The following is a 23,420-nucleotide window of genomic DNA, read 5'->3' as shown; positions in this document are numbered from 1 at the left end:
CACCTCACTCCAACGTGACTTCCCGTTGATGCGTGGCCGGCGTATGTAATGAACTCCCCCATAAGGAGTAGGCCGACGGCCCCCAACGAAGTGACGCCATGACATCCGCAGACCGTTCTTTCATTCGCCCTTTTGCACTGGCTTTCGGGCTGTTCGCAGCCGCTGGTGCACCGGCCGGGGCACAGGACGGACAGGTGATCAAAGGCGTCGTGGAACTGTTCACCAGCCAGGGCTGTTCCTCCTGCCCGCCGGCCGATGCGGCGCTGAAGGCGCTTGTCGATGGCGGTGATGTCGTGGCGCTCGCCTACCATGTCGACTACTGGAACTATCTCGGTTGGGCCGACACACTGGCCTCCAAGGAAAATACCGAACGGCAATATGCCTATGCCCGGATGCTCGGTCGCAATGGCGTCTATACGCCCCAGGCGATCCTGAACGGGCGCGACCATGTCAACGGCGGCAATCTTCAGGCGATCAAAACGCGGCTGGAGACAATGAAGGCCGAAGGCAAGGGGCTTGCCGTTCCCGTCGAGGCGAAGATCCAGGGCGAAGAAATCCAGATCAACGTCGGTAGCGGCATCGGCAAGGCGAACGTCGTCGTCGTCTATTTCGACCGCGCGAAAGTGGTGAAGATGGAGAAGGGGGAGAACAGCGGCAAGGAAATCCCCTACTGGCATGCCGTGCGCGACATTCAGACGATCGGCATGTGGGACGGAAAGCCGGCAACCTTCACCCTTCCCGCAACAGTTCTGACCGAGCGCCCCGGCAACAGTGGCTGTGCCGTTCTCTTGCAATCGATGAAGGACAAGGAAACGCCGGGCGCGATCATCGGCGCCACGGCGGTGCTCGCCGGCCCGCAAGGCAAGTTGTAAGCGGGCGCGGCGCAAGGGGGTGGTTCGGCCCGGCAGCATCGAGGGGCTGGGGCTGAGGGTTCGAAGTTACCGGACCGAACCGGCCATGGCTGCGTTCGGTGAACTCCCGCAGCATGACGACCTGACCGGACATACGGTGGCAACGACTCTGTCCGTCAGCGCTCGCGAGTTTTGCGGTGAATTGGGGCGGCGATTTGACTGAAATGGGGCAGAGGTAAGAAATGCCCTCTTCGTCCAACGGCTTCCGGCTTGCTTTTCGGCTCACGTCAGGCACACTGTTATCGTTCTGTCACAACAGAAGGCCGGATTGCCGATGACCGATGAGCCGGATTTGCCGCAAGGCGAGGCGCGCCATCAGCGCGAGACCACTTCCGAAGTGGTCGTCCATCTTCACGAATACAAGAACGCCAAGAACCCTCCCCCCATCACTTTCCATCGCCGCGAGTTGGACCAGATCCTTTGGGTCTACGGTCGAATGGTCGGCGAAGGCGAATGGCGGGACTACGCCATCGACCACCTGAAGGACCGCGCGGTCTTCTCGGTGTTCAAGCGTTCGGGAGAAATGCCGCTCTACCGGATCGAGAAGAACCCGAAGCTGTCGACGAAACAGGGCGCCTATAGCGTGCTGAACATTCACGGCACGATCCTGAAACGCGGCCACGAGCTCGCCCAGGTGCTCAAGGTGTTCGACAAGGTCCTGAAGCTGGTGGAAACCTGAAGCAGGTCGCGCAAAACTGCGCAGCGGTTTTGCAATAACGACCTGCGAAATATCAGAAGCTTGAAGCGCTGGGAGCGGACCTGCAAGATCGCGACGCGCCTTAAGACCTGATCCGCACCGGCGTCCCGGTGAGATGCGCGGCGACCTCTTCCGACGCAGGGCTTTGACCCGCCCCGGGACGGCCGACTGCAATCAGCGCATGTCGGGCGTCCGCGAGGCGACGATCAGTTCTGATAGAGCGTGTCTGGATAGACGTCTTCCGGCGGATCGCTCTTCTGGCCCTCGCCAAGCGCGAGCTGCATGATCGCCGTGTCGAGCCAACGGCCATGCTTGAAGCCGGTCGCTTTCATCGTGCCCTGATGCTCGAAGCCGAGCGAACTGTGTACGGCGATCGATGCCGGGTGGGCACCGCCGATCACCGCAACCATCTGCCGGAAGCCGAGCTCGGTGCAACGACGAATGAGTTCGACGAGCAGCGCCTTGCCAGCACCCTTGCCGCGCGCTTCCGGCGCCAGGTAGATCGAATCCTCGACCAGAAAGCGATAGGCCGTGCGCGTCCGGAAGGCGGACGCATAGGCATAGCCGACGATCGATCCGCTGCCATCGCATGCGACCACATAGGGGTAGCCGTTGCCGATGATCGTCTCGAAGCGGTTTCGCATCTCCGCTTCGGAAGGAGGTTCGATCTCATAGGTGGCGACGCCGTTCAGTACGGATTCGCGATAGATCGCTGCGATGGCAGGAAGGTCGGCCAAGGTGGCGTCACGCAGACTCAGGGACATGGCGGTAAACTGCATCTCGAGGTTTCGTCGTCCTTTACTCCCATGGGGGCCGGGACGCGATCAACTATTTCCGGCAACAAAAAAGGCGGCCGAGGCCGCCTTTTCCGCTATTCGTTTCAAGCTTAGTTGTTCCGGTTGCCCATGAACTGCAGCAGGAACATGAACAGGTTGATGAAGTCGAGGTAGAGCGTCAGCGCGCCCATGATCGCCTTGCGGCCGGCAACGGTGCTGTCATCGGCTTCGTAGTACATTTCCTTGATCTTCTGCGTGTCGTAGGCGGTGAGGCCAGCGAAGATCAGAACACCGATCACGGAGATCGCGAAGCCGAGGGCCGACGAAGCAAGGAAGATGTTGACGATCGACGCGATGATCAGGCCGAAGAGGCCCATGATCAGGAACGTGCCGAAGCCCGACAGGTCCTTCTTGGTCGTGTAGCCGTAGAGCGACAGAGCGCCGAACGAAGCGGCCGTGACGAAGAACGTCTGCACGATGCTCTGGCCGGTGAAGACCAGGAAGATCGACGACAGAGACAGGCCCATCAGGGCGGCATAGATCCAGAACGTCGTCTGTGCTGCGGAGACGCTCATCGAATTAATGCGGAAGCTCATGAAGAAGACCATCGCCAGCGGCGCCAGCATCACGACCCACTTCAGGGGCGAAGCGTAGATGAGCTGGGCGAATGCCGGATTGGAGGCGGCAAGCGCATAGGTTCCGTAAGCTGCCACGCCGGTGATCGCCAGGCCCAGGGCCATCAGGTTGTAGACCTTCAGCATGTACGCGCGAAGGCCCTCATCGATCACGGCACCCGCCTGAGCGCCGGCGGGCGACATTCGGGTTTGGTAGTTTCTCAGATCAGCCATTGTTTCCTCATTTAAGCTCCGGTGGAAGTTACGGTGTCGGGCGGCGAACAGTCTCGCTTTGGAAGGCTGGCTTCCACGCCCAGGCGCCGCTGCGGAGCTCCAGCATGCCTGTGGATAAATATGATGCCGAAACCCGTTGCGTACAAGACCCGAAGCCCCTGGATTCGAACGCATCCGGCCGTTTCCGGCATGCACGACAGGGATTTACGGTTAACTTCACCGCTCAAAGCTCCCGCAGGACCGGCGCCGCCTTCTGCCCGAGAATACGCCAGGTACCGGCAAGACCGATGCCGACGGTCATCACCAGCGCCCCGACGACGGTCAGGATCGCGACATCCGGCAGGAAGTCTGACGGCAACTTCATGATGCGGCTGACGACGAACCAGGCGGCAACTCCGCCGGCAAACAGGGCGAAAACCGCCGTTGCGAGGCCGAGAATGGCATATTCGTAGCTGAACGCCCGGATAAGGGTCGCGCGCGTCGCACCCAGCGTTTTCAGCACCACGGCGTCGTGGACGCGCGCCCGGTTGCCAGCGGCGAGCGCACCGGCAAGCACCAGGACGGAGGCGACGAGCGCCACTGCGGCCGCCGCCCGGATGGCGGTTGCCAACTGTCCAAGCAGCCCGTTCACGATGTCGAGAGCATCCTTCACCCGCACGCTTGTGATCGTCGGATAGGCGTTGGTGACGGCCTTCAGCACCGCCGCCTCCTCTTCCGGCGTCGCTGCCGGATCGATGACGGTTGCCAACCACGCATGCGGCGCACCGGCGAAGGTGTTCGGCGAAAACACCATGACGAAGTTGATCGAAAGCGATTCCCACTCGACGTTGCGGAAATTGGCGATCTTGGCGGTGATGTTGCGGCCAAGCACGTTGACGGTCACGGTGTCGCCGATCTTCAGGCCGAGTTCGCCGGCCTCTTCCGCCGAGAAGGAAACCAAGGGCTCGCCGCTATAGTCGGCCGGCCACCACGCGCCCGCGGAAAGCGTCGAGTTCTCCGGCTTGTTCTTGGCATAGGTGATGCCGCGGTCGCCGCGCAGCACCCATTGGCCGCCGGGCGGCACGTTGCGGCTGTTCACGTCCTCACCGTTGAAGGCAATGATCCGGCCGCGCAGCATCGGCACCTCGATGACCTTGCCCTTCGGGATCGTCCGGTTGAGCACCGAGCGGAAGCCTTCGATCTCGTTGCCCTGAATATCGACGAAGAAGAAGTTCGGCGCGCGCTCCGCCATGCTGCCGGTAAGCTCGCGGCGCAGATTGCCGTCGATCAGAGCCAGCGTCACAAGCAATGCCAGCCCAAGACCCAGCGACAACACGACCGAGGACGTGAGGGCGCCGGGGCGGTGGATGTTGCCGATCGCCAGTCTGAGGGCCGGCGAGTTGACCCGCGGGCTGCGGCGCGCAAGCCAGGCGATCAGCAGCGCGACGACGCGCAGGACAATGAAGGCAAAGGCGATCGCGCCCAGGAACACCAGCGAAATATAGCGGTCGTAGGCCGTCCAGATCGCAAGCCCCGCAAGTGCAGCAAGACAAGCGACGGCGCCCAGCAAATAGGGCCATGCCGGAAAGCCGGAGGGGTCGAAGCCCTGCTGGCGGAAGAGCGCGATTGCCGGAATGGCCCGTGCCCGGCCAAGTGGCAGAATGGCGAAGGTCAGCGCCGTCAGCACGCCGAAGAGCGCGGCAAGACCGAGCGCACCCGGATAGAGATGAAACTCCGTCGAGATCGGCAATAGATCTGCCAGGAACTGCGCCGCGATGAAGGGGATCAGCATGCCAAGCAACAGGCCGATCACGATGCCGATCAAGGCGATCATCAGGATCTGCGCGAGATAGATCATCGCCACCAGCGAGGCAGGAGCGCCCAGGCATTTGAAGGTCGCGATCACGCTGCGCTTCTGGTCGAGATAGGCGCGCACCGCGTTGGCGACGCCGACGCCGCCGACGATCAGCGCCGTCAGCCCGACAAGAGTCAGGAACTGCGAGAAGCGGGTGATGTTCGCCGTCAGCGACGGCGCGGCGTTGGCGCTGGTGCGGATCGACCAGCCGGCCGCCGGAAAGCGCTTCTCGGCATCCGTGCGAATGGCCGCGAGCTGCGTCGGGTCGGCGACCTTCACCTTGTAGCTATGCTCAACAAGGCTTCCTGTCTGCACCAGGCCGCTCACGGCCAGCGCCTCGGCCGAGACCATCAGGCGGGGAGCAAAGCCGAAGCCGTCGGACAAGGCGTCCGGCTCGCGCACGATCGTGCCGGCGATCCGGATCCTGGCGTTGCCGAGAAGGATCTCATCTCCCACCTGCACGCCAAGACGGTCGAGCAGCAGCGGTGCCACGACGGCGCCAAAGGTCTCGCCATCGCGCGCCAGCAGCTCATGCAGCGGACGGTTCGGCTCGCTTTCCAGCGCGCCGTAGAGCGGGTAGGCGACATCGATCGCCTTCAGTTCGACCAGCGCCTGGTTGGATCCGTCGGGCAACCGCGCCATCGAGCGCAAGCCGGCGGAAACCGCGACGGTTCCGAGACTGTCGAGATAGGCCCGCTCGTCGGACGTCGCGACGCGATTGTTAAGCTCAAAGCGGATGTCGCCGGCGAGCAGTTCCTGCCCCTGCGTGGCGATCGTCGCGGTGATCGATTGCGACAGCGAATTGACGCCGGCAATCGCCGCGGTCCCGAGCGCGATGCAGGCGAGGAAAATGTAGAAACCTCTAAGCCCGCCACGCATTTCGCGCAGTGCCAGGCGAAGGGCAAGCAGCGGCCGCAGCCGAACCGATGACGCGCCGCTCATGCCGAGGCCGCCTCCTGGCGCGGCGTCACTGCAAGCGGCCCCGCCTCGCCGCCGGCGACGATCTCGCCGGAGCGGACGCGGACCTGCCGCACGCAACGCGCGGCAAGTGCCGCATCATGCGTCACGAGCACGAGTGTCATGCCGCGGTCACGCTGTTCGGCGAAAAGCAGATCGGCGATCTGGCGTCCGGTGTCGGCGTCGAGGTTGCCGGTCGGCTCGTCGGCGATCAGCAGTTTCGGCGAAGGCGCCAAGGCGCGAGCGATCGCCACACGCTGCTGTTCGCCGCCGGAAAGCTGGCCGGGATAGTGGCTGAGCCGCTCGCCGAGACCGACGGCGACGAGTTCCTTGCGCGCGATCTCGAAGGCGCCGGCCACATTGGCGAGTTCGAGCGGCACCGCGACGTTTTCGAGCGCGGTCATGTTGGGGATGAGGTGGAAGGACTGAAAGACGATGCCGATGTTGCGCCCGCGGAAGTCCGCCACCCGGTCCTCGTCAAGCCGATGCAACGGCGTACCGTCGATGACGATCTCACCGCTATCCAGCCGCTCGAGCCCGGCAAGCACCATCAACAACGTCGACTTCCCCGAACCCGACGGACCGACGATGCCGACGGACTCGCCGGCATCGATCGTGAGGCTCATGCCCTTCAGCACGTGCACCGAGGCCGCCGCCTCCCCGAGGGTCAGATCCGCGTTTTTGAGTTCGATGATGGTGCTGGCCAAGCGAAACAACCCTATATGAACGAAATGGGGAACAGAAACGGCATTCGGGATTTAGGAACAGGCCCATGGCATTAAAAGGATTTCAACGGGTTTTCTTGGCACTGACGATGACAATTGCGTTATCATCGGCAGCACGCGCCGAGACGATCAGCCTCGTGGGGTTCGGCGACAGCCTGATGGCGGGCTATCAGCTCCCGCCGCAGGACGCCTTCCCCGCTCGGCTCGAAAAGGCGCTGAAGGAAAAGGGCCTGGACGTGACGATCGCGAACGCCGGCGTTTCCGGCGACACCTCATCCGGCGGTCTTGCCCGCATCGACTGGTCCGTGCCCGATGGCACAAAGGGCGTGATCCTCGAGCTTGGCGCCAACGATGCGCTGCGCGGTATCCCGCCGGAAGAGACCCGCAAGAACATCGAGGCGATGATTACGCGCCTCAAGGACCGTGGCATTCCGGTGCTGCTCGCGGGCATGATGGCACCGCCGAACATGGGCGCCGACTATGCCGCCCGCTTCAACCCGATCTTCCCGGAGCTCGCCGAAAAATATGGGCTGGAACTCTACCCGTTCTTCCTCGACGGCGTGGTGACCGAGGCGAAGCTCAAGCTCGAAGACGGCATGCATCCCAATGGCGACGGCGTCGGCGTAATGGTCGAGAAGGCACTGCCTATCGTCGAACGCTTTCTGGCAACCTTGAATAAGACGGAGTGATGACATCGTCCACAGTTAAGGGAACGTTAATATTCGTAAGTGTCAAATACTAGTTGCGTGCAGACTCGATGCGTGATTCGCTGAGACATCTGCAAGAGATTCGGGGAGCTCGCCATGCCGAGACTATTCACCGCCCTCGAAATTCCGCGCAATGCAGCAATGAGTCTTTCGTTGCTGCGCGGAGGACTTCCCGGAGCTCGCTGGATAGATGTGGAGAACTACCACATCACCTTGCGCTTCATCGGTGACGTCGACTGGCGCACCGCCGACGAGATCATCGACAAGCTCGATCGGATCGAAAGACCGGAATTCCAACTGCAGCTGACCGGCACCGGCGCTTTCGGCTCGAAGAAGCCGCATTCCGTCTGGGCCGGCGTCAGCAACCACCCGGAAATGTACGCCCTTCAGGCCGAGATCGAGCGCATCTGCCAGCGGCTCGGGCTCGGGCCGGATCCGCGAAAATTCACGCCGCATGTGACGCTCGCCCGGCTGCGCTCAAGCCGCGTCGAGGATGTGGTCGAGTACCTCTCCGGACGCGGTAATTTCATGACTTCGCTCTTCACCGTCTCGCGCTTCGTGCTTCTGTCATCGCGCGACTCGGTCGGTGGCGGGCCATACCTCACGGAAGAGGTCTTCCCGCTTCACGAGGCGCGGTCACCGAACCTTTCGAGCAACGACGAGCACCCGGCTTCGAGCATCTGGTAGAGCGCCTCGAAGGCTTCTGGCCCTTCGTAATAGGGGTCCGGGACATCCTGATTGCGGGCGGACGCATAGTCGAGGAAGAGATGCACCTTCTCGGCCGCATCGGCGGGCGCCAAGCGCTTGAGCGTGCGGACATTGTTTTCGTCCATGCCGAGGATCAGGTCGAAATCCCGGAAATCGTCCGGCCGAACCTGGCGCCCGCGCAGCGCAGAGATGTCGATCCCGCGCCGCCGCGCCGCCTGGATCGAGCGGTTGTCGGGCGGATCGCCGATGTGCCAGGCACCGGTTCCGGCCGAATCCACCTGCAGCGCTGGTGCCAATCCCTTTTGCTCGGCCAATGCGCGCAGCACACCCTCGGCCAGCGGCGACCGGCAGATATTGCCGAGACAAACGAAAAGAACTCTGACCGGTTTCATGCTATTCAATTTCGACAGGACTGGAGATTGATGCGCATTTATACGCAGCAGCTCGGCCTTCGAACAGGTCGATGTGTGGGAGAGAGACGATGACTGCGGAAAAGCTCGACGAGGCAACGATTGCCGAAAACCTGCACAAGATGGAAGGCTGGGTGCGAGCCGAAGACGGCAACTCGATCTGGAAGGCGTTCCGCTTCAAGAACTTCGTCGAAGCCTTCGGTTTCATGACCGAGTGCGCGATCGTCGCCGAAAAATTCAACCATCATCCCGAATGGTTCAACGTCTACAATCGCGTCGACGTAACCCTGACCACCCATGATGCCGGTGGGCTGACGGAACTCGACTTCAAATTGGCGGCGCGCATGGACAAGGCGGCGGCCGGCCGGATGCCGGATCATTTGAAATAGCACGGCCGATCCCCATATTGAGAAACGCCAGAGCATCCCGCTTTCAAGCGGAAAGCGGATAAGATGCTCTGGAATCAAAATGCTAGAGCGCCGGAAGCGGGACGATGGACGACATCAAGATCGGTGAAATTCTCTTGCCAGGCGAAGAATCCGAGCAGGAGCGCCGGGAAAAGCGCGTGAAGCGACGCTTCTGGCCGACCTTTCGGCGCGCTGCCCGGCAGATCCCGTTCAGCCGCGATCTCGTCGCCGCCTATTACTGCGCGATTGACCCGAAGACGCCGACACGCACCCGCGGCATTCTGCTCGCAGCGCTCGCTTATTTCGTGCTGCCGCTCGACTTCCTGCCCGACGTGCTGGCAGTGGTCGGTTTCTCCGACGACGTGGCGGTGCTGACCGCGGCCTTCGCCGCCATCAGCGGACAGATCAAGGAAACGCACTATACCAAGGCCGACGAGACGCTGGCCGACACGCCCGAGGGCTGATGTTGAAAGCCGGCCGCCAGGTTGTGGCGCCCCATTCCTGCCCGAAAGTCAAACTCTTGCCCGAATCTTTGTGGCATAGACTTGCAAATGACGCTGGTCGCACGGTTAGGCGCGGCTGGCGCCATGTAATGGCTTGGGGCAGGAAACCTTCTGGAACAGCATTCCGAGGCGACGCGCATCCGGCATCGACCCTTGGTTCGCTCACCGCGAATCATCGGGTGAAAGACGCTGGGGCAGATGGGGCAAACCGCCCCATTTCGGGGCTAAACCCGCGGTTTTCAGCCTTCGTTGACGGTTTGGTAACCTGAATTAAGTCAAAACAAATCAAATCATGACTACGCGTCGCCCGTCTGACCTGTTTCGGGTGATCGAAAAGCAAGAAAAGCGGCAGGACCTCATGTTTGTAAGAAAGATCGCAACCGCAATCGCACTCGTTCTGGCAACCGCCAGCATGGCTGCCGCTCAGTCTCCGACGCGCATCCAGCAGTTCAACGCCTGGGGCGCCTATTCCTACAACGCCGGCGGCGGCAAGGTCTGCTACGTCCTCTCGGTTCCGAAGGAAAAGAGCCCGGCCGGCGTCGACCACGGCGACATCTTCTTCCTCGTATCCCAGCGCCCGGGCCAGAACATCAGCTATGAGCCGCAGGCGATGATGGGCTACCCCCTTCAGGAAAACTCCAAGGTCAACGTCGTCATCGACGGCCGCACCTTCGTGATGTTTACCAAGGGCAACTCCGCCTGGGTGGAAAACGCGGCGGAAGAACCGGCGCTCGTCGCCGCGATGAAGACCGGCAAGGCCATGTCGGTCAACGCCAAGTCGCGCAAGGGCACGGCCACCTCCTACTCCTATTCGCTCTCGGGCATCTCGGCTGCGCTGAAGCAGATCGAAGCCTGCAAGTAATCCAGGCATGTCACGCAGTGTGCAGCGGTCTTGCGGCACAACAGGCGTGAAAGCCATGGCGAAGAACCAGACATTGGGCCGGCTGCGAAGCCGGCCTTTTGCATTCAAAGGGTCTGCCTCGTGACTCCGGGCCAAAACAATGCTAAAGCCCGGCCCAACTTGAGAGCCTCCGCGCCCTGATTGGCCGCTTTCGATGGCTCGACCGATTTCAATTCGCGCATCAGGACGAATTCCGGACCCGCTCTCCGGACGGCCTCACGCTGTACGACAGGACATCAAGAGCATGGCAGCCACTGAAATTCTGAACCGGGTGGAGATCGCTAGGGCACCGCAGGTGCGCGCAGCGCCCGAAGCGGAGAAGCCGTCGCTGATCGGCCTCCTGCGCGAGGACATGGCGAAGGCCCTCGTCGAAAAGGGCGTGCCGGAGCGCCAGGTCAAGATGCGCGTCAGTCAGCTCTGGCACTGGCTCTACGTGCGCGGCGTCTCCGACTTCGACCACATGACGAACGTGTCGAAGGACATGCGCGAGATGCTGAAGCAGCATTTCACCATTGCCCGGCCCGAAATCGTCGAGGAGCAGATCTCCGGCGACGGCACCCGCAAGTGGCTGCTGCGCTTCCCGGCACGCGGTGCCGGCCGCCCGGTCGAGATCGAGACCGTTTACATCCCCGAAGAAGGCCGCGGCACGCTCTGCATTTCGAGCCAGGTCGGCTGCACACTCACCTGTTCCTTCTGTCACACGGGCACGCAGAAGCTGGTGCGCAATCTGACGGCCGAAGAAATCCTGGCGCAGCTGCTGCTTGCCCGCGACCGGCTCGGCGATTTCCCGGAGCGCGACACGCCACAGGGCGCGATCGTGCCGGCCGAGGGCCGCAAGATCACCAACATCGTGATGATGGGCATGGGCGAGCCGCTCTACAATTTCGAACACGTCAAGACCGCACTGCTGATCGCGTCTGACGGCGAGGGCCTGTCGCTCTCCAAGCGCCGCATCACGCTCTCGACCTCCGGCATCGTGCCGGAAATCTACCGCACCGGCGAAGAGATCGGCGTCATGCTGGCGATCTCGCTGCACGCGGTGCGCGACGACCTGCGCGACATGCTGGTGCCGATCAACAAGAAGTACCCCCTGAAGGAACTGATGGACGCCTGCCGCGCCTATCCGGGTCTCTCGAACGCCCGCCGCATCACCTTCGAATATGTGATGCTGAAGGATGTCAACGACAGCCTCGAAGACGCCAAGCAACTGGTGAAGCTCCTGAAGGGGGTACCGGCGAAGATCAACCTCATCCCCTTCAACCCGTGGCCTGGCACCAACTACCAGTGCTCCGACTGGGAACACATCGAGAAGTTTGCTGACTTCATCAACCAGGCCGGTTATGCCTCTCCGATCCGCACGCCGCGCGGTCGCGACATTCTCGCCGCCTGCGGCCAGCTGAAGTCGGAATCCGAGCGCATGCGCAAGGTCGACCGCCTTGCCTTCGAGGCGATGATGATCGCCAATCACGGCGAGGACTGAGACGAACCGCCTGCCCCGCGGCGGTTTTCCGGTCCCGGCTCGCCGGGATCGATGAAGAACTTTGATGGGTGATGCAGTTCCTATCGATTGATTTCATTCTCCCGGTTTCCTAAGAAAGCGGGAAATCAATTCAGGAGGACAACCCATGCGCTCACTTCTCATCGCCCTTGCCGCCACGGTGGCATTCACTCTGCCGGCCCGTGCCGATGAGGTGACCGTCGCCGTGACCGCGATCGTCGAGCATCCGGCGCTCGATGCCGCCCGCGACGGCGTGAAGGATGCGCTGGCTGCCGCCGGCTACAAGGAAGGCGAGAACCTCAAGTTCATCTACGAGTCGGCCCAGGGCAACCCGGCAACCGCCGCCCAGATCGCCCGCCAGTTCGCCGGCGAGGCACCGAATGTGATCGTGCCGATCTCGACGCCGTCGGCCCAGGCCGTCGTCTCCTCGACCCGCGACATTCCGGTTGTCTTCACCGCCGTTTCCGATCCGCTCGGCGCGCAGCTCGTCAAGGACATGGACAAGCCCGGCGGCAACGTCACCGGCCTCTCCGACATGTCGCCGGTTGCCGAACACGTCGCGCTGATCAAGGAAATCCTGCCGAACGCCAAGTCGATCGGCTATCTCTACAATTCCGGTGAAGCCAACTCCGTTTCGCTGCTTGCAGTTCTCAAGACCGAAGCCGAAAAGGCCGGCCTGACCGTCGTCGAATCCGCCGCCACCAAGTCGGCTGAAGTTCAGGGTGCGGCCCGCGCCCTCGTCGGTCGCGCCGATGCGATCTACGTGCCCACCGACAACACGATCATCTCCGCGCTGGAAGGCGCCGTCGCTGTCGCTGAAGAAGCCAAGCTGCCGCTCTTCACCGCCGACACGGATTCGGTTGCCCGCGGCTCGCTCGCAGCCCTCGGCTTCAACTACTACGACGTCGGCAAGCAGACCGGCGAAGTCGTCGTGCGCATCCTCAAGGGCGAAAACCCCGGCGACATCGCCGTGAAGGTCGCCGCCGGTTCCGACCTGGTGATCAACAAGAAGGCCGCCGAGAAAATGGGCGTCACCCTTCCGGAAAGTGTCGTAAAGCGCGCAACGCGCGTCGTTGAATAAGGCTTTCTGCCTTTTCAGGTTCAAGTTTGTTGCGTTTTGCCCGCCTCCGTTCCATACGGGGGCGGTTCGCTATGAGGGGCCTGCATCCTTGGGATTGAGGGGCCGCTCCGAAGTTCTAAGCCGCACATGCGCCCGGCCACAGATGGCCCCATGTGCCAGGCGGGAGCGTCGCATAAGGACAACCACGCGCGACACGTAGAAAAGAGGGTCTGGGGTTGAGTCTAATCGCTTTCTGGGGAGCCGTGGAACTGGGGCTGGTCTACGCCTTTGTTGCCGTCGGCGTCTTTCTTGCATTCCGGGTACTCGATTTCCCCGACCTGACCGTCGACGGATCGTTTCCGCTGGGCGCCGCCGTCACCGCCGTTCTGATCATTGCCGGCGTCAACCCATGGCTTGCCGCCTGCGTGGCGATGGTCGCGGGGGCTGCCGCCGGTATCGTCACGGCGATGCTCAACGTGCGCTTCAAGATCCTCAACCTGCTCGCCTCGATCCTGACGATGATCGCGCTGTTCTCGGTCAACCTGCGCGTCATGGGCAAGCCGAACGTCGCGCTGATCAATGCCGACACGATGCTGTCGCCCTTCTACGGTCTCGGTCTTCGTGATTTCTACGTCCGGCCGCTGTTCATCGGCGTGCTCGTCGTCATCGCCGTCATCATCGTCTGGCGCTTCCTTGAGAGCGATGCCGGTCTCGCGATGCGCGCCACCGGCGCCAATGCCCGCATGGCTCGCGCGCAAGGGGTCGACACCAACCGCCAGATCTATCTGGGCATGGCGATCTCCAACGCGCTCGTCGCCTTCGGCGGCGCGCTCTTTGCCCAGACCAACGGTTTCGCCGATGTCACCTCGGGCGTCGGAACCATCGTCGTCGGCCTTGCCGCCGTCATTATCGGCGAGACGCTGCTCGGCGCGCGCGGCATCCTGATCGCACTGATCGGCTGCGTGCTCGGCTCGATCCTCTACCGCATCGCCATTCAGTTGGCGCTGTCGACCGACATGCTCGGGCTGCAGGCCTCCGACCTTAACTTCGTCACCGCCGCGCTCGTCACCTTCGCCCTCGTCCTTCCCCGCCTGCGTCGTGGAGGTGCGGCATGATCAGCGTCAACAACATCCAGGTCGTCTTCGGCAAGGGTACGCCGCTGCAGAAGCAGGCGCTGAATGGCGTTAGCCTGACGATCGAACAAGGCTCCTTCGTCACCGTCATCGGCTCCAATGGCGCCGGCAAATCGACACTTCTCGGCGTGCTCGCCGGCGATGTGCTGCCGAGCGAAGGCCAGGTGATGATCGGCAAGACCGATGTCAGCCGCAAGGGCACCGCCGCCCGCGCCGGCCTCGTCGCCCGTGTCTTTCAGGATCCGCTGACCGGCAGCTGCGGCGCTCTCTCCATCGAGGAGAACCTGGCACTTGCCGCCAAGCGCGGCGAGGCGCGCGGCCTGACTGCCGCGCTCGGCCCCAAGCGCCGCGAGCATTTCCGCGAGCGCATCGCCGAACTCAACCTCGGCCTTGAAAACCGCATGGGCGATCGCATGGATCTGCTCTCCGGCGGCCAGCGCCAGGCGGTTTCGCTGGTCATGGCGACGCTCGCGGGTTCCGAAGTGCTGCTGCTCGATGAGCACACCGCAGCGCTCGACCCGGGCATGGCCGAGTTCGTGATGAACCTCACCCAGAAGATCGTCTCGGAGCGCAAGCTGACGACGATGATGGTCACCCATTCGATGCGCCAGGCGCTCGATTACGGCCACCGCACCATCATGCTGCACGGCGGCGAGATCGTACTCGACGTCGCCGGCGACAGCCGCAAGGAATTGCAGGTCGAGGACCTGATCGCCATGTTCCGCCGCATCCGCGGCCAGACGCTCGACGACGACGCCCTGCTGATCGGCTGATCCGGTCTGCCTGTCTCGCGGTCACAGCCGGCCCCTCATCTGCCTGCCGGCATCTTCTCCCCGTTGCCACGGGGAGAAGAGACAAGTGGCAGTCTCTCAGTCCTTTTTCGGCAGATGGCGTGGGTTGCAACCTATGACCGCTTTACACTTCGCCTGAAAGCACCCCCAACAATCACCGTTTCCGCCGAACAGTGCGGCACGTGTTCTTCTCCCCGCAAGCGGGGAGAAGATGCCGGCAGGCAGATGAGGGGCGAAACTGTCCGCTTACCGCGCCGTCGTCATGAAGATCTTGACCGCAAACACCGAAAAGACCCCGGCGAAGCTGTAATCGAGCGCTCGCATCACGCCCCTGTTGCGCTGCAGCCAGGAGGCCAGCCAATCGGCGGTGAACACCACCAGCATATTGACCGGCATGCCGATCAGGATGAACAGCAGGCCGAGGAACAAAAGCTTGCCGGTGACCGAAGGATCGTCGGCGCTGACGAACTGCGGCAGGAAGGTCATGAAGAAGATGATGACCTTGGGATTGAGCAGGTTCACCCAGAAGCCGGCCGAAATGTTGGCAAGCGCGGTGCCCTCCGTGACCTCGACCTTCTGAACGGAAATGCTCGAACCAAAGCGGATCGCCTGCACCGCAAGCCACAGAAGATAGGCGGCACCACCGGTCTTGAGGATGGTGAAGGCGGTGGGCGAAGCGGTGATCAGCGCCGAAATGCCGAAGGCGACGAGAAGCGTATGCACGACGATGCCGAAGCTGGTGCCGAGCACCACGAAGAGTGCCGCCTTCTTGCCCTGAGCCAGAGCCCGGCTGATCGAAAGCGTCATGTCCGGGCCGGGCGTCGCCGCCAGAAGCAGCGTTGCGGCGGCGAAGGTGGCGAGGGTCGGCAGGCCAGGAATGAAGTCCATCGTCAGTCACCTCGGGGCAAGATCGCCCCCTCTAACGCCACGCCTTCGCTTTTGCCAGCGGATTCGCGCCATGGCGCGTTCTAGCGCTTGTATCGCCGCAGGTTCTGGCTAAAGTGCCGCAGATTTGCACGCGGCATCGCCGCCCTCCCCAAGACCAGACGGACGGAAACCATGGCATCGCATAAAGACGTGAAAAAGGTCGTTCTCGCCTATTCGGGCGGTCTCGACACCTCGATTATCCTGAAGTGGCTGCAGACCGAACTCGGCGCGGAAGTCGTCACCTTCACCGCTGACCTCGGCCAAGGCGAAGAGCTCGAGCCGGCGCGCAAGAAGGCCGAAATGCTCGGCATCAAGGAGATCTACATCGAGGACGTCCGCGAGGAATTCGTCAAGGATTTCGTCTTCCCGATGTTCCGCGCAAATGCCGTCTATGAAGGCGTCTACCTGCTCGGCACCTCGATCGCACGCCCGCTGATTTCCAAGCACCTGATCGACATCGCCAAGAAGACCGGTGCCGACGCCATCGCCCATGGCGCCACCGGCAAGGGCAATGACCAGGTTCGCTTCGAGCTTTCGGCCTATGCTCTGAACCCGGATATCAAGATCATCGCTCCCTGGCGCGACTGGTCGTTCAAAAGCCGCACCGACCTGCTCGAATTCGCCGAGAAGCACCAGATCCCGGTTGCCAAGGACAAGAAGGGCGAGGCGCCGTTCTCCGTCGACGCCAACCTGCTGCACTCCTCCTCCGAGGGCAAGGTTCTCGAAGATCCGGCCCAGGAAGCCCCGGAATACGTGCATATGCGCACGATCTCGCCGGAAGCCGCTCCGGACCAGGCGACCGTCATCAAGATCGGCTTCGAGCGTGGTGACGCCGTCTCGATCAACGGCGTGCGCCTGTCGCCCGCCTCTCTGCTTGCCAAGCTTAACGAGTACGGCCGCGACAACGGCATCGGCCGTCTCGATCTCGTCGAGAACCGCTTCGTCGGCATGAAGTCGCGCGGCGTCTATGAGACCCCCGGCGGCACGATCCTGCTCGCCGCGCACCGCGCGATCGAATCGATCACGCTCGACCGGGGTGCCGCACACCTCAAGGACGAGCTGATGCCGCGTTACGCCGAGCTGATCTACTACGGCTTCTGGTTCTCGCCGGAGCGCGAAATGCTGCAGGCAGCGATCGACAAGAGCCAGGAGCATGTCGAGGGCGAAGTGACGCTGAAGCTCTACAAGGGCAACGTTATGACCATCGGCCGCGAAAGCGACAAGTCGCTCTATTCCGACAAACTCGTCACCTTCGAGGACGACCAGGGCGCCTACGACCAAAAGGATGCCGCCGGCTTCATCAAGCTCAACGCGCTGCGCCTGCGCACGCTGGCTGCGCGCAACCGCTAAGTCGGTAAGCGCTGAAAGACAAAGCCTCCGCGATCCGTTCGCGGAGGCTTTTTTGTTTCCGCTACTCCGCCGCCTCCAGCAGCGGATCCTCGCGGTCAACGGCCGCCGCCAGCGGCTTCAGCCGAACCGTCCGGCGATACCAGACATAGCTGAGGATAGAGACGAGGCCGAAGCTCGGAATGATCGTGCCGAGTGCCAGCACCGGGACCCCCACCGCAGCGGCGATCGCGCCACCGAGCAGGCCTGAGCCCATCTGGACGAAGCCCATCATCGCGGATGCCGTGCCGGCGATATCGGGAAAGGGCGCCATCGCCGCCGTCATCATGTAGGGCATGACGAAGGCGATGCCGAAGGCATAGACGCCGATCGGCAGCATGACCGAAAGGAAGCTCGGCGACAGCGCGTGCATGCTGTAGGCGAGGATCAGGCTGGCGAGACCGATGAAGACGAGGCCTGCCGGTACCAGCGCCTGCGGCGTGAACCGGCGCATCAGCAGCCGTACCACCACCGTTCCCGAAAAGAACAGCCCCGACTGCATCAGCATGCCGACACCGAACTCGGTCGGCGTCAGGCCGACTTCGTTGATCAGCACAAAAGGCAGCATCGTCGCCCAGGCATAGAGCGCGCCGACAGCTCCGCCGATGACGAGCGTCGAGGAGACGAAGCGGCTGTCGCTCACCAACCTGCGATAGGCCGCCAAGATCGGCCTTAGGTGTCCCTTGCTCGGATCGGGCGTCGCGGTCTCGGCCATAAAGAACTGCACGGTGATGCAAGCCATGGCGGCAAAGCCGACCATCAGCAAGAAGATCGACTGCCAGCCGAAAAGGCCGAGCGCCAGACCGCCGAGCGTCGGCGATAAGGCTGGCCCCAGCGCCAGCATCATGCCGATCATGTTCATGATCCGCGCCGCTTCGGTCCCGGTGAACTGGTCCCGCACGATCGCCCGCGCCACCGTCATACCGACGGAAGCACCGATACCCTGAACCAGGCGCCCGGCAAGCAGCTCCGCAACCGACGGCGCAAAGGCAGACATCAGGCTGCCGACGAGATAGATCGCCATGAAGATCAGCGTCGCGCGGCGGCGCCCGATGACGTCGGATAGCGTGCCGGAAACGAGCTGGGCAAAGGCGAAGCCGGCGAAATAGAGCGACAGCGTCATCTTGATCGCCGCTTCGCTCGACGAAAACGCCCGCACCAGCTCCGGCATCGCCGGCGTATAGAGCGCCATGGAAACTGGCCCGAGCGCCACCAGGAACGCCCCGATGATGCTGGTGCGCCGCTCGCTCATGCGACGCGTCATTGCGAGGCTCCAGGCTGGTCCTCGGACTTCTCCGCTGTCTCCTTGCCGGCAAGGCACGGGTCAAGCTCACGCAAGTTGTCGCGCAGGATGCGCAGATTGGCGCAGAGAACCTCGCGCGTCGCCTCGTCGAGCCCGGCAGTATAGGCGTTCATCATCTCCCTGAGCCCCGTCATCAGCTCGGTGAGCAGCGGACCGGCCTTCTCGGTGATGGCGACGTTCTTGGCGCGGCGATCCGCCGGATCCGGTACGCGGGCAACAAGGCCCATCGCCTCCAGCCGATCGAGATAGGCCGAAAGCGTCATCGGCTCGATGCCCATGCGGGTGGCGATCTCGGCCTGCTTGATGCCCTCTTTCAGCGCCACCTGGATCAGCGTGCGCGCCTCGCCGGGGGTGATGCCCAGGTCCATGGCATTGACCTTGCGGTCGAAAGCCCCGCGCAAAAGGCGCGAGACGTCCGTGAGCAGCATTCCGATGGTTTCGGATTCAAGTTTGAAGGGCATCAGGATCATTCACAAATGATATAATAAGTTTTTCTTATCATATCTCCTGACGCTGTTCAACGCGCCACTGGTTGCGGCTAGCCTTCGAGCTCCTCGCGCAGCATTTCGAGCTCCAGCCATTCCTCCTCCATGCGGGCGAGATCCGCACGTAGCTTCTCCAGTTCCTGCGCGAGCTTCGCAAAGGCGTTTGGATCTTTTGTGAAAAGCTTGGGATCAGCCATCTTTTCTTCGCGCTTGGCGGCCTCGGCCTCTGCCTTGGCGATCTCCTTCGGCAGGTTTTCGAGCGCGAATTTCTGCTTGTAGGAAAGCTTGCCCTTGGCGGCCTTCGGCGCATCGGCGGAGGGTGCAGCGGCGTCGGCTTTGGCCTTTTCCGCCTTCTCTGCCTTGCGCTTTTCTTCAATCGCGCCCTTGCGCTGCGCCATCATGTCGGAATAGCCGCCAGCATATTCGATCCAGCGGCCATCCGGCTCCTCCGGGTTTGCCGGCGCGATCGTCGAGGTGACGGTGCGATCGAGAAAGTCACGGTCGTGGCTGACGAGAATGACCGTTCCGGCAAAGCCGGCGACGATCTCCTGCAACAGGTCCAGCGTCTCGATGTCGAGGTCGTTGGTCGGCTCGTCGAGGATCAGAAGATTGGTCGCCCGCGAAAGAATGCGCGCCAGCATCAGCCGAGCGCGCTCGCCACCCGAGAGCTCGCGGATCGGCGTGCGCGCCTGTTCCGGCTGGAACAGGAAATCCTTCATGTAGCCGGTAACGTGGCGCTGCTCACCGTTGACAAGCAGGTTGTCGCCGCGCCCGTCGGTCAGGTAATGGGCCAGCGTGTCGTCCAGGTTGAGGTCTTCGCGCTTCTGGTCGAGCGTCGCCATTTCGAGGTTGGTGCCGAGCTTGACCGTGCCTGTGTCCGGCTCGATCTGACCGGTCAACATCTTGAGGAGCGTCGTCTTGCCGGCACCGTTCGGACCGACGAGACCGATGCGGTCACCGCGATGGACGCGGATCGAGAAGGGCGCGACGATGGTGCGGTCACCATAGGCCTTGCTGACCTTTTCGGCCTCGATCACCAGCTTGCCGGACTCCTTGGCGTCAGCTGCCGTTGCCTGCACGGTGCCTTGAGGCCCCTTGTGGCCGCGATAGACCGCGCGCATGGTCTGCAACTCGCCGAGGCGGCGCATGTTGCGCTTGCGCCGCGCCGTCACGCCGTAGCGCAGCCAGTGCTCCTCGCGCTCGATCGCCTTGCCGAGCTTGTGCTGCTCCAGTTCCTCGGCCTCCAGCACCTCGTCGCGCCAGGCTTCGAAATGGCCAAAGCCGCGATCGAGCCGGCGCGACTGGCCACGGTCGAGCCAAACGGTCGCCGTCGAGACCTTCTCCAGGAAGCGCCGGTCGTGCGAGATCAACACCAGCGCCGAACGGCTGCGGGTAAGCTCCTCTTCCAGCCATTCGATCGTCGGCAGGTCGAGATGGTTGGTCGGTTCGTCAAGCAGCAAGATGTCAGGTTCCGGCGCCATGACGCGCGCCAGTGCGGCACGGCGCGCCTCACCGCCCGAAAGGCGCGTCGGGTCTTCTTCGCCGGTCAGGCCCAGATGCTGCAGCAGGTAGGCGACGCGATAGGGATCGTCGCTCGGTCCGAGGCCGGCTTCGGCATAGGCCTGCACCGTGTCGTAGCCGTCGAAATCCGGCGCCTGGTGGAGATAGCGGATGGTCGCTGAGGGATGGCGGAACACCTCGCCCGACTGTGCCTCTGAAAGGCCCGCGGCGATCTTCATCAAGGTCGACTTGCCCGAGCCATTGCGCCCGACAAGGCAGATGCGATCGCCCGGTTCCACTTGCAGATTGGCACCGGCAAGCAGCGGCGCGCCGCCGAAGGTCAAGAAGATATCGTCGAGTTTCAGAATTGGGGGCGCCAAGGCTCAGGCTCCGGAAAGATCATAGGGGCGGGCAAGCACGATGGCGCGTCCGCTCTTGAGGCTGAAGCGAAGGGGACCCTCCGCGACGTTGGAAACGGTTCGGGACGATCCGAACGGCAGGGTGAAATCGTCAAGCGGATAGCGCGCATTGACGATCGAAAGGCCGGTCAGCTCGGTCAATCCCAGCACGGAAAAGAGACAACCTTTCGGCAGGTCGAGATCGAGCGTGCCTGCCAGCAGCGGGTAGGCTTCTTCCTCGCCCGAGGTCATCAGCACCGAAAGCCCGCGCTCGGCAAGCGCTGCGGCCTGCAGCAGGTGCAGGAAGGCATGGTCGCTGCGGCTGCCGCCAAGCGCGCCGGCAAAGATCAGCCGATCAGCGCCGCGGGACAACGCAGCCTCGACCGCGATCTCGCCATCCGTCGCAGCCTTTGCCGCCGGGTAGGGCTCGCGTGGAACGGAGGCGAACTCGGACAGCAGGGCGTCTTCGGTCGAATCGAAATCGCCGACCCAGACATCCGGCACGACGCCGAGCAAGCGGGCATGGCGCATGCCGCCGTCAGCGGCAACGAAGCGGCTGCCGCTGAGCTGCTCTGTCAGCCGGCTGGTCACCGAGAGGGCGCCGCCAAGCAATATGGTGAAGGTCGATCGAGCCATGGCAATGCCCATAGCGCAAAGGATCGCGGAAGGAAAACGAAGAAAACCGCAAACCGCTGCGATCGCAGCAATTTGCCGAAGCCGTCAGTGTCCTTCCGGCACCGGTTCCGGGAATAGCATGCCGGCATAGATCCCGGGTGTTGAATCGGGAATTTCGATCGCGCCGGCCACGCGCTCGTAGAACTTCGCCGGGCCGACGCCACCGATGACCGCATAGCCGTAGCCCGCCTCGCGCATCGCCGTCAGGCTTGCAAGCAGCAGCGCCTCGCCGATGCCCTGCCCACGCATACCTTCATCGACGCCGGTTGGGCCGAAGAAGCCGAGCGCTGTCACGTCGTGGCAGGCAAAGCCGACGATCTTTTCGTCGTGCACCGCGACGTGCATGCGTGTCGGGGTCGAGGAGAAGGCAGCTTCCGCTTCGCCTGCCCAGCCGGCGCCAAACGTCTTTTCGATCCAGGAGACCACCAGACGGCGTTCCGGCGCCATGGCGCGACGGATGCTGATGCCTGAACCAAGCCGCGACTGGGGCTCTGCCGGAAGGGCATAAAGGCGAACTAGCATATCTGGCATGGGATTTCCTCCTTGCGGCCAAGCGTGATGGTGTCATAGCGCAGTTGCCGGTTGGCGAAAACGCCCGACAGAAAATGGGCTCGCCCCATGCGTCGCCCATTCCAAACACCGCTTGCCATGAAGCCGCCGCAGCGGTAAATCTCTTGCCGCTCTAACGGGGTGCCTCCCGACCGCATGGCGGCCGGAGGCTGAGAGGCGTCAAAACGCCAACCCGCGGAACCTGATCCGGCTCATACCGGCGGAGGGATTAGACGCGATCGCACCGATACGCCCTTTTCCCGTGCAACAACGAACTTTGGGAGAGGTGCTTCGCATGTCCAATTCATCACAGCTCAAAATACTTAGCCGGCTAGCGCTGGCCGCAAGCGCAAGCCTTGTTTTCACCGGTTATGCCGCCGCTGCCGACAAGACGCTGACCGTCTACACCTATGAAAGCTTCATCACCGAATGGGGGCCGGGCGCCAAGGTGGCGGAAGCCTTCGAAAAGACCTGCGAATGCAAGGTCAACTATGTCGGTGTTGCCGATGGCGTCGAACTCTTGACGCGCCTAAAGCTCGAGGGTGCTGCCTCGAAGGCCGACATCGTGCTCGGTCTCGACACCAACCTCGTGGCGGAAGCAAAGGCAACGGGCTTCTTCGCACCGCATGGCATCGAAGCGAAGGACCTGAAGGTGCCCGGCAACTTCTCCGACGACACCTTCCTGCCCTATGACTACGGCCATTTCGCCGTCGTCTACGACACCGAGACCCTGAAGACACCGCCGAAGAGCCTCAAGGAACTGGTCGAAGGCGACGCGTCGCAGAAGATCGTCATCGAGGACCCGCGCACCTCGACGCCGGGCCTCGGATTGCTGCTTTGGGTCAAGGCGGTCTATGGCGACGAGGCGGGTGCTGCCTGGGCGAAGCTCAAGGACCGTGTTCTGACCGTCACCCCCGGCTGGTCGGAAGCCTATGGCCTCTTCACCAAGGGCGAAGCGCCGATGGTGCTCTCCTACACCACCTCGCCCGCCTACCACATGGTCGCTGAGAACACCGAGCGCTACCAGGCGGCCACCTTCTCGGAAGGTCACTACATCCAGATCGAAGTCGCCGGCATGACCAAGAGTGCCAAGGAGCCGGAACTGGCAAAGCAGTTCCTCGCGTTCATGACCGGTCCGGAATTCCAGTCGATCATTCCGACAACCAACTGGATGATGCCGGTCGCAGCAACCAAGGAGCCGCTGCCGGACGCCTTCAACAAGCTGGTCAACCCGGAGAAGACCTTCCTGCTGCCATCGGAAGAGGTCGCGAAGAACCGCAAGGCCTGGATCGACGAGTGGCTTGCTGCCATGAGCAAGAACTGAGGCCGGA

Annotated in this window: 24 protein-coding genes and 1 riboswitch; of the genes, 13 read left to right on the top strand and 11 right to left on the bottom strand. The window is 62.8% G+C overall.

What is annotated here, in order from left to right:
• The first annotated feature begins 98 nt into the window (after window positions 1-98).
• Both AC070A_RS15415 and AC070A_RS15410 read left to right on the top strand, forming a co-directional pair.
• Complete coding sequence (locus tag AC070A_RS15415) at window positions 99-872, top strand: DUF1223 domain-containing protein (protein WP_112995648.1); 774 nt, start codon at window positions 99-101, stop codon at window positions 870-872.
• Window positions 873-1,185: 313 nt separating this feature from the next.
• Entirely contained in the window at window positions 1,186-1,590 is a 405-nt protein-coding gene (locus AC070A_RS15410) for a DUF2794 domain-containing protein (RefSeq protein WP_058325742.1), read from the top strand.
• Window positions 1,591-1,814: 224 nt separating this feature from the next.
• Here the strand turns inward: AC070A_RS15410 and AC070A_RS15405 are convergent, their stop codons facing one another.
• From AC070A_RS15405 to AC070A_RS15390, 4 genes are all read right to left on the bottom strand, one after another.
• Window positions 1,815-2,372 (bottom strand): GNAT family N-acetyltransferase, encoded by a 558-nt coding sequence (locus tag AC070A_RS15405; RefSeq protein WP_058321793.1) that lies wholly within the window; start codon window positions 2,370-2,372, stop codon window positions 1,815-1,817.
• A gap of 122 nt (window positions 2,373-2,494) precedes the next feature.
• Window positions 2,495-3,232, bottom strand: coding sequence for a Bax inhibitor-1/YccA family protein (locus AC070A_RS15400; protein ID WP_057254909.1), 738 nt, complete (start codon window positions 3,230-3,232; stop codon window positions 2,495-2,497).
• Between the two features lie 223 nt (window positions 3,233-3,455).
• Complete coding sequence (locus tag AC070A_RS15395) at window positions 3,456-6,008, bottom strand: ABC transporter permease (RefSeq protein WP_113736956.1); 2,553 nt, start codon at window positions 6,006-6,008, stop codon at window positions 3,456-3,458.
• Window positions 6,005-6,730 (bottom strand): ABC transporter ATP-binding protein, encoded by a 726-nt coding sequence (locus AC070A_RS15390; RefSeq protein WP_112995711.1) that lies wholly within the window; start codon window positions 6,728-6,730, stop codon window positions 6,005-6,007. The genes AC070A_RS15395 and AC070A_RS15390 overlap by 4 nt, the downstream gene beginning before the upstream one ends.
• A gap of 65 nt (window positions 6,731-6,795) precedes the next feature.
• Here AC070A_RS15390 and AC070A_RS15385 point away from each other — a divergent pair, with 65 nt between their 5' ends.
• A complete protein-coding gene (locus AC070A_RS15385; protein WP_057254907.1) occupies window positions 6,796-7,437 on the top strand; it encodes an arylesterase in 642 nt (213 codons plus the stop codon).
• Between the two features lie 114 nt (window positions 7,438-7,551).
• On the top strand, window positions 7,552-8,142 hold the full coding sequence (thpR, locus tag AC070A_RS15380) for an RNA 2',3'-cyclic phosphodiesterase (protein WP_057254906.1): 591 nt from the start codon (window positions 7,552-7,554) through the stop codon (window positions 8,140-8,142).
• Here thpR and AC070A_RS15375 read toward each other — a convergent pair.
• The gene (locus tag AC070A_RS15375; RefSeq protein WP_057254905.1) at window positions 8,079-8,555 is read right to left on the bottom strand and encodes a low molecular weight protein-tyrosine-phosphatase; all 477 of its coding nucleotides are present in this window, start codon (window positions 8,553-8,555) and stop codon (window positions 8,079-8,081) included. The two genes, thpR and AC070A_RS15375, sit on opposite strands and share 64 nt — an antisense overlap.
• 89 nt (window positions 8,556-8,644) lie before the next feature.
• On the opposite strand from AC070A_RS15375, the gene AC070A_RS15370 reads away from it, so the two are divergent.
• The 7 genes from AC070A_RS15370 to AC070A_RS15340 all read left to right on the top strand — a co-directional run bounded on the left by AC070A_RS15370 (window position 8,645) and on the right by AC070A_RS15340 (window position 14,848).
• Entirely contained in the window at window positions 8,645-8,962 is a 318-nt protein-coding gene (locus tag AC070A_RS15370) for a 4a-hydroxytetrahydrobiopterin dehydratase (protein ID WP_057254904.1), read from the top strand.
• Between the two features lie 104 nt (window positions 8,963-9,066).
• The gene (locus AC070A_RS15365) at window positions 9,067-9,444 is read left to right on the top strand and encodes a YkvA family protein (RefSeq protein ID WP_057254903.1); all 378 of its coding nucleotides are present in this window, start codon (window positions 9,067-9,069) and stop codon (window positions 9,442-9,444) included.
• Between the two features lie 397 nt (window positions 9,445-9,841).
• On the top strand, window positions 9,842-10,345 hold the full coding sequence (locus AC070A_RS15360; RefSeq protein WP_057255088.1) for an invasion associated locus B family protein: 504 nt from the start codon (window positions 9,842-9,844) through the stop codon (window positions 10,343-10,345).
• A gap of 283 nt (window positions 10,346-10,628) precedes the next feature.
• Complete coding sequence (gene rlmN / locus AC070A_RS15355; protein WP_057254902.1) at window positions 10,629-11,864, top strand: dual-specificity RNA methyltransferase RlmN; 1,236 nt, start codon at window positions 10,629-10,631, stop codon at window positions 11,862-11,864.
• Between the two features lie 145 nt (window positions 11,865-12,009).
• Window positions 12,010-12,963, top strand: coding sequence for an ABC transporter substrate-binding protein (locus AC070A_RS15350; protein WP_112995646.1), 954 nt, complete (start codon window positions 12,010-12,012; stop codon window positions 12,961-12,963).
• 215 nt (window positions 12,964-13,178) lie between these two features.
• Window positions 13,179-14,057: an ABC transporter permease gene (locus AC070A_RS15345; RefSeq protein WP_113132349.1), complete on the top strand. Its 879-nt coding sequence runs from the start codon at window positions 13,179-13,181 to the stop codon at window positions 14,055-14,057.
• The gene (locus AC070A_RS15340; protein WP_058321678.1) at window positions 14,054-14,848 is read left to right on the top strand and encodes an ABC transporter ATP-binding protein; all 795 of its coding nucleotides are present in this window, start codon (window positions 14,054-14,056) and stop codon (window positions 14,846-14,848) included. The genes AC070A_RS15345 and AC070A_RS15340 overlap by 4 nt, the downstream gene beginning before the upstream one ends.
• A 264-nt stretch (window positions 14,849-15,112) precedes the next feature.
• Here AC070A_RS15340 and AC070A_RS15335 read toward each other — a convergent pair whose 3' ends face one another.
• Window positions 15,113-15,754, bottom strand: coding sequence for a LysE family translocator (locus tag AC070A_RS15335; RefSeq protein WP_058321677.1), 642 nt, complete (start codon window positions 15,752-15,754; stop codon window positions 15,113-15,115).
• 171 nt (window positions 15,755-15,925) lie between these two features.
• Here AC070A_RS15335 and AC070A_RS15330 point away from each other — a divergent pair, with 171 nt between their 5' ends.
• On the top strand, window positions 15,926-17,143 hold the full coding sequence (locus AC070A_RS15330; protein ID WP_057254897.1) for an argininosuccinate synthase: 1,218 nt from the start codon (window positions 15,926-15,928) through the stop codon (window positions 17,141-17,143).
• 61 nt (window positions 17,144-17,204) lie between these two features.
• Here the strand turns inward: AC070A_RS15330 and AC070A_RS15325 are convergent, their stop codons facing one another.
• The 5 genes from AC070A_RS15325 to AC070A_RS15305 all read right to left on the bottom strand — a co-directional run bounded on the left by AC070A_RS15325 (window position 17,205) and on the right by AC070A_RS15305 (window position 22,071).
• Window positions 17,205-18,443, bottom strand: coding sequence for a multidrug effflux MFS transporter (locus AC070A_RS15325; protein ID WP_112995644.1), 1,239 nt, complete (start codon window positions 18,441-18,443; stop codon window positions 17,205-17,207).
• On the bottom strand, window positions 18,440-18,943 hold the full coding sequence (locus tag AC070A_RS15320) for a MarR family winged helix-turn-helix transcriptional regulator (RefSeq protein ID WP_112995710.1): 504 nt from the start codon (window positions 18,941-18,943) through the stop codon (window positions 18,440-18,442). Before AC070A_RS15320 ends, AC070A_RS15325 begins: the two co-directional genes overlap by 4 nt.
• 77 nt (window positions 18,944-19,020) lie before the next feature.
• Window positions 19,021-20,847, bottom strand: a complete 1,827-nt coding sequence (locus AC070A_RS15315; protein WP_112995643.1) for an ABC-F family ATP-binding cassette domain-containing protein — start codon at window positions 20,845-20,847, stop codon at window positions 19,021-19,023.
• A 3-nt stretch (window positions 20,848-20,850) separates the two neighbouring features.
• Window positions 20,851-21,501: a thiamine diphosphokinase gene (locus AC070A_RS15310; RefSeq protein ID WP_057255087.1), complete on the bottom strand. Its 651-nt coding sequence runs from the start codon at window positions 21,499-21,501 to the stop codon at window positions 20,851-20,853.
• A gap of 84 nt (window positions 21,502-21,585) precedes the next feature.
• On the bottom strand, window positions 21,586-22,071 hold the full coding sequence (locus AC070A_RS15305; RefSeq protein ID WP_057254893.1) for a GNAT family N-acetyltransferase: 486 nt from the start codon (window positions 22,069-22,071) through the stop codon (window positions 21,586-21,588).
• A gap of 145 nt (window positions 22,072-22,216) precedes the next feature.
• Window positions 22,217-22,335: riboswitch (TPP riboswitch) on the top strand.
• A 49-nt stretch (window positions 22,336-22,384) separates the two neighbouring features.
• Here AC070A_RS15305 and thiB point away from each other — a divergent pair.
• The gene (gene thiB / locus AC070A_RS15300) at window positions 22,385-23,413 is read left to right on the top strand and encodes a thiamine ABC transporter substrate binding subunit (protein ID WP_058321672.1); all 1,029 of its coding nucleotides are present in this window, start codon (window positions 22,385-22,387) and stop codon (window positions 23,411-23,413) included.
• The last annotated feature ends 7 nt before the right edge of the window (window positions 23,414-23,420 follow it).

It is taken from the genome of Ensifer sp. GW101-20A05 (assembly GCF_059424735.1).
This window is presented reverse-complemented; position numbering and strand designations above follow the sequence as displayed.

What these genes read in the sequence shown, in the direction of transcription:
- AC070A_RS15415 (WP_112995648.1), top strand. Translation starts at nt 99, where the DNA reads ATGACATCCGCAGACCGTTCTTTCATTCGCCCTTTTGCACTGGCTTTC.
- AC070A_RS15410 (WP_058325742.1), top strand. Translation starts at nt 1,186, where the DNA reads ATGACCGATGAGCCGGATTTGCCGCAAGGCGAGGCGCGCCATCAGCGC.
- AC070A_RS15405 (WP_058321793.1), bottom strand. Translation starts at nt 2,372, where the DNA reads ATGTCCCTGAGTCTGCGTGACGCCACCTTGGCCGACCTTCCTGCCATC.
- AC070A_RS15400 (WP_057254909.1), bottom strand. Translation starts at nt 3,232, where the DNA reads ATGGCTGATCTGAGAAACTACCAAACCCGAATGTCGCCCGCCGGCGCT.
- AC070A_RS15395 (WP_113736956.1), bottom strand. Translation starts at nt 6,008, where the DNA reads ATGAGCGGCGCGTCATCGGTTCGGCTGCGGCCGCTGCTTGCCCTTCGC.
- AC070A_RS15385 (WP_057254907.1), top strand. Translation starts at nt 6,796, where the DNA reads ATGGCATTAAAAGGATTTCAACGGGTTTTCTTGGCACTGACGATGACA.
- thpR (WP_057254906.1), top strand. Translation starts at nt 7,552, where the DNA reads ATGCCGAGACTATTCACCGCCCTCGAAATTCCGCGCAATGCAGCAATG.
- AC070A_RS15375 (WP_057254905.1), bottom strand. Translation starts at nt 8,555, where the DNA reads ATGAAACCGGTCAGAGTTCTTTTCGTTTGTCTCGGCAATATCTGCCGG.
- AC070A_RS15370 (WP_057254904.1), top strand. Translation starts at nt 8,645, where the DNA reads ATGACTGCGGAAAAGCTCGACGAGGCAACGATTGCCGAAAACCTGCAC.
- AC070A_RS15365 (WP_057254903.1), top strand. Translation starts at nt 9,067, where the DNA reads ATGGACGACATCAAGATCGGTGAAATTCTCTTGCCAGGCGAAGAATCC.
- AC070A_RS15360 (WP_057255088.1), top strand. Translation starts at nt 9,842, where the DNA reads ATGTTTGTAAGAAAGATCGCAACCGCAATCGCACTCGTTCTGGCAACC.
- rlmN (WP_057254902.1), top strand. Translation starts at nt 10,629, where the DNA reads ATGGCAGCCACTGAAATTCTGAACCGGGTGGAGATCGCTAGGGCACCG.
- AC070A_RS15350 (WP_112995646.1), top strand. Translation starts at nt 12,010, where the DNA reads ATGCGCTCACTTCTCATCGCCCTTGCCGCCACGGTGGCATTCACTCTG.
- AC070A_RS15340 (WP_058321678.1), top strand. Translation starts at nt 14,054, where the DNA reads ATGATCAGCGTCAACAACATCCAGGTCGTCTTCGGCAAGGGTACGCCG.
- AC070A_RS15335 (WP_058321677.1), bottom strand. Translation starts at nt 15,754, where the DNA reads ATGGACTTCATTCCTGGCCTGCCGACCCTCGCCACCTTCGCCGCCGCA.
- AC070A_RS15330 (WP_057254897.1), top strand. Translation starts at nt 15,926, where the DNA reads ATGGCATCGCATAAAGACGTGAAAAAGGTCGTTCTCGCCTATTCGGGC.
- AC070A_RS15325 (WP_112995644.1), bottom strand. Translation starts at nt 18,443, where the DNA reads ATGACGCGTCGCATGAGCGAGCGGCGCACCAGCATCATCGGGGCGTTC.
- AC070A_RS15320 (WP_112995710.1), bottom strand. Translation starts at nt 18,943, where the DNA reads ATGCCCTTCAAACTTGAATCCGAAACCATCGGAATGCTGCTCACGGAC.
- AC070A_RS15310 (WP_057255087.1), bottom strand. Translation starts at nt 21,501, where the DNA reads ATGGCTCGATCGACCTTCACCATATTGCTTGGCGGCGCCCTCTCGGTG.
- AC070A_RS15305 (WP_057254893.1), bottom strand. Translation starts at nt 22,071, where the DNA reads ATGCCAGATATGCTAGTTCGCCTTTATGCCCTTCCGGCAGAGCCCCAG.
- thiB (WP_058321672.1), top strand. Translation starts at nt 22,385, where the DNA reads ATGTCCAATTCATCACAGCTCAAAATACTTAGCCGGCTAGCGCTGGCC.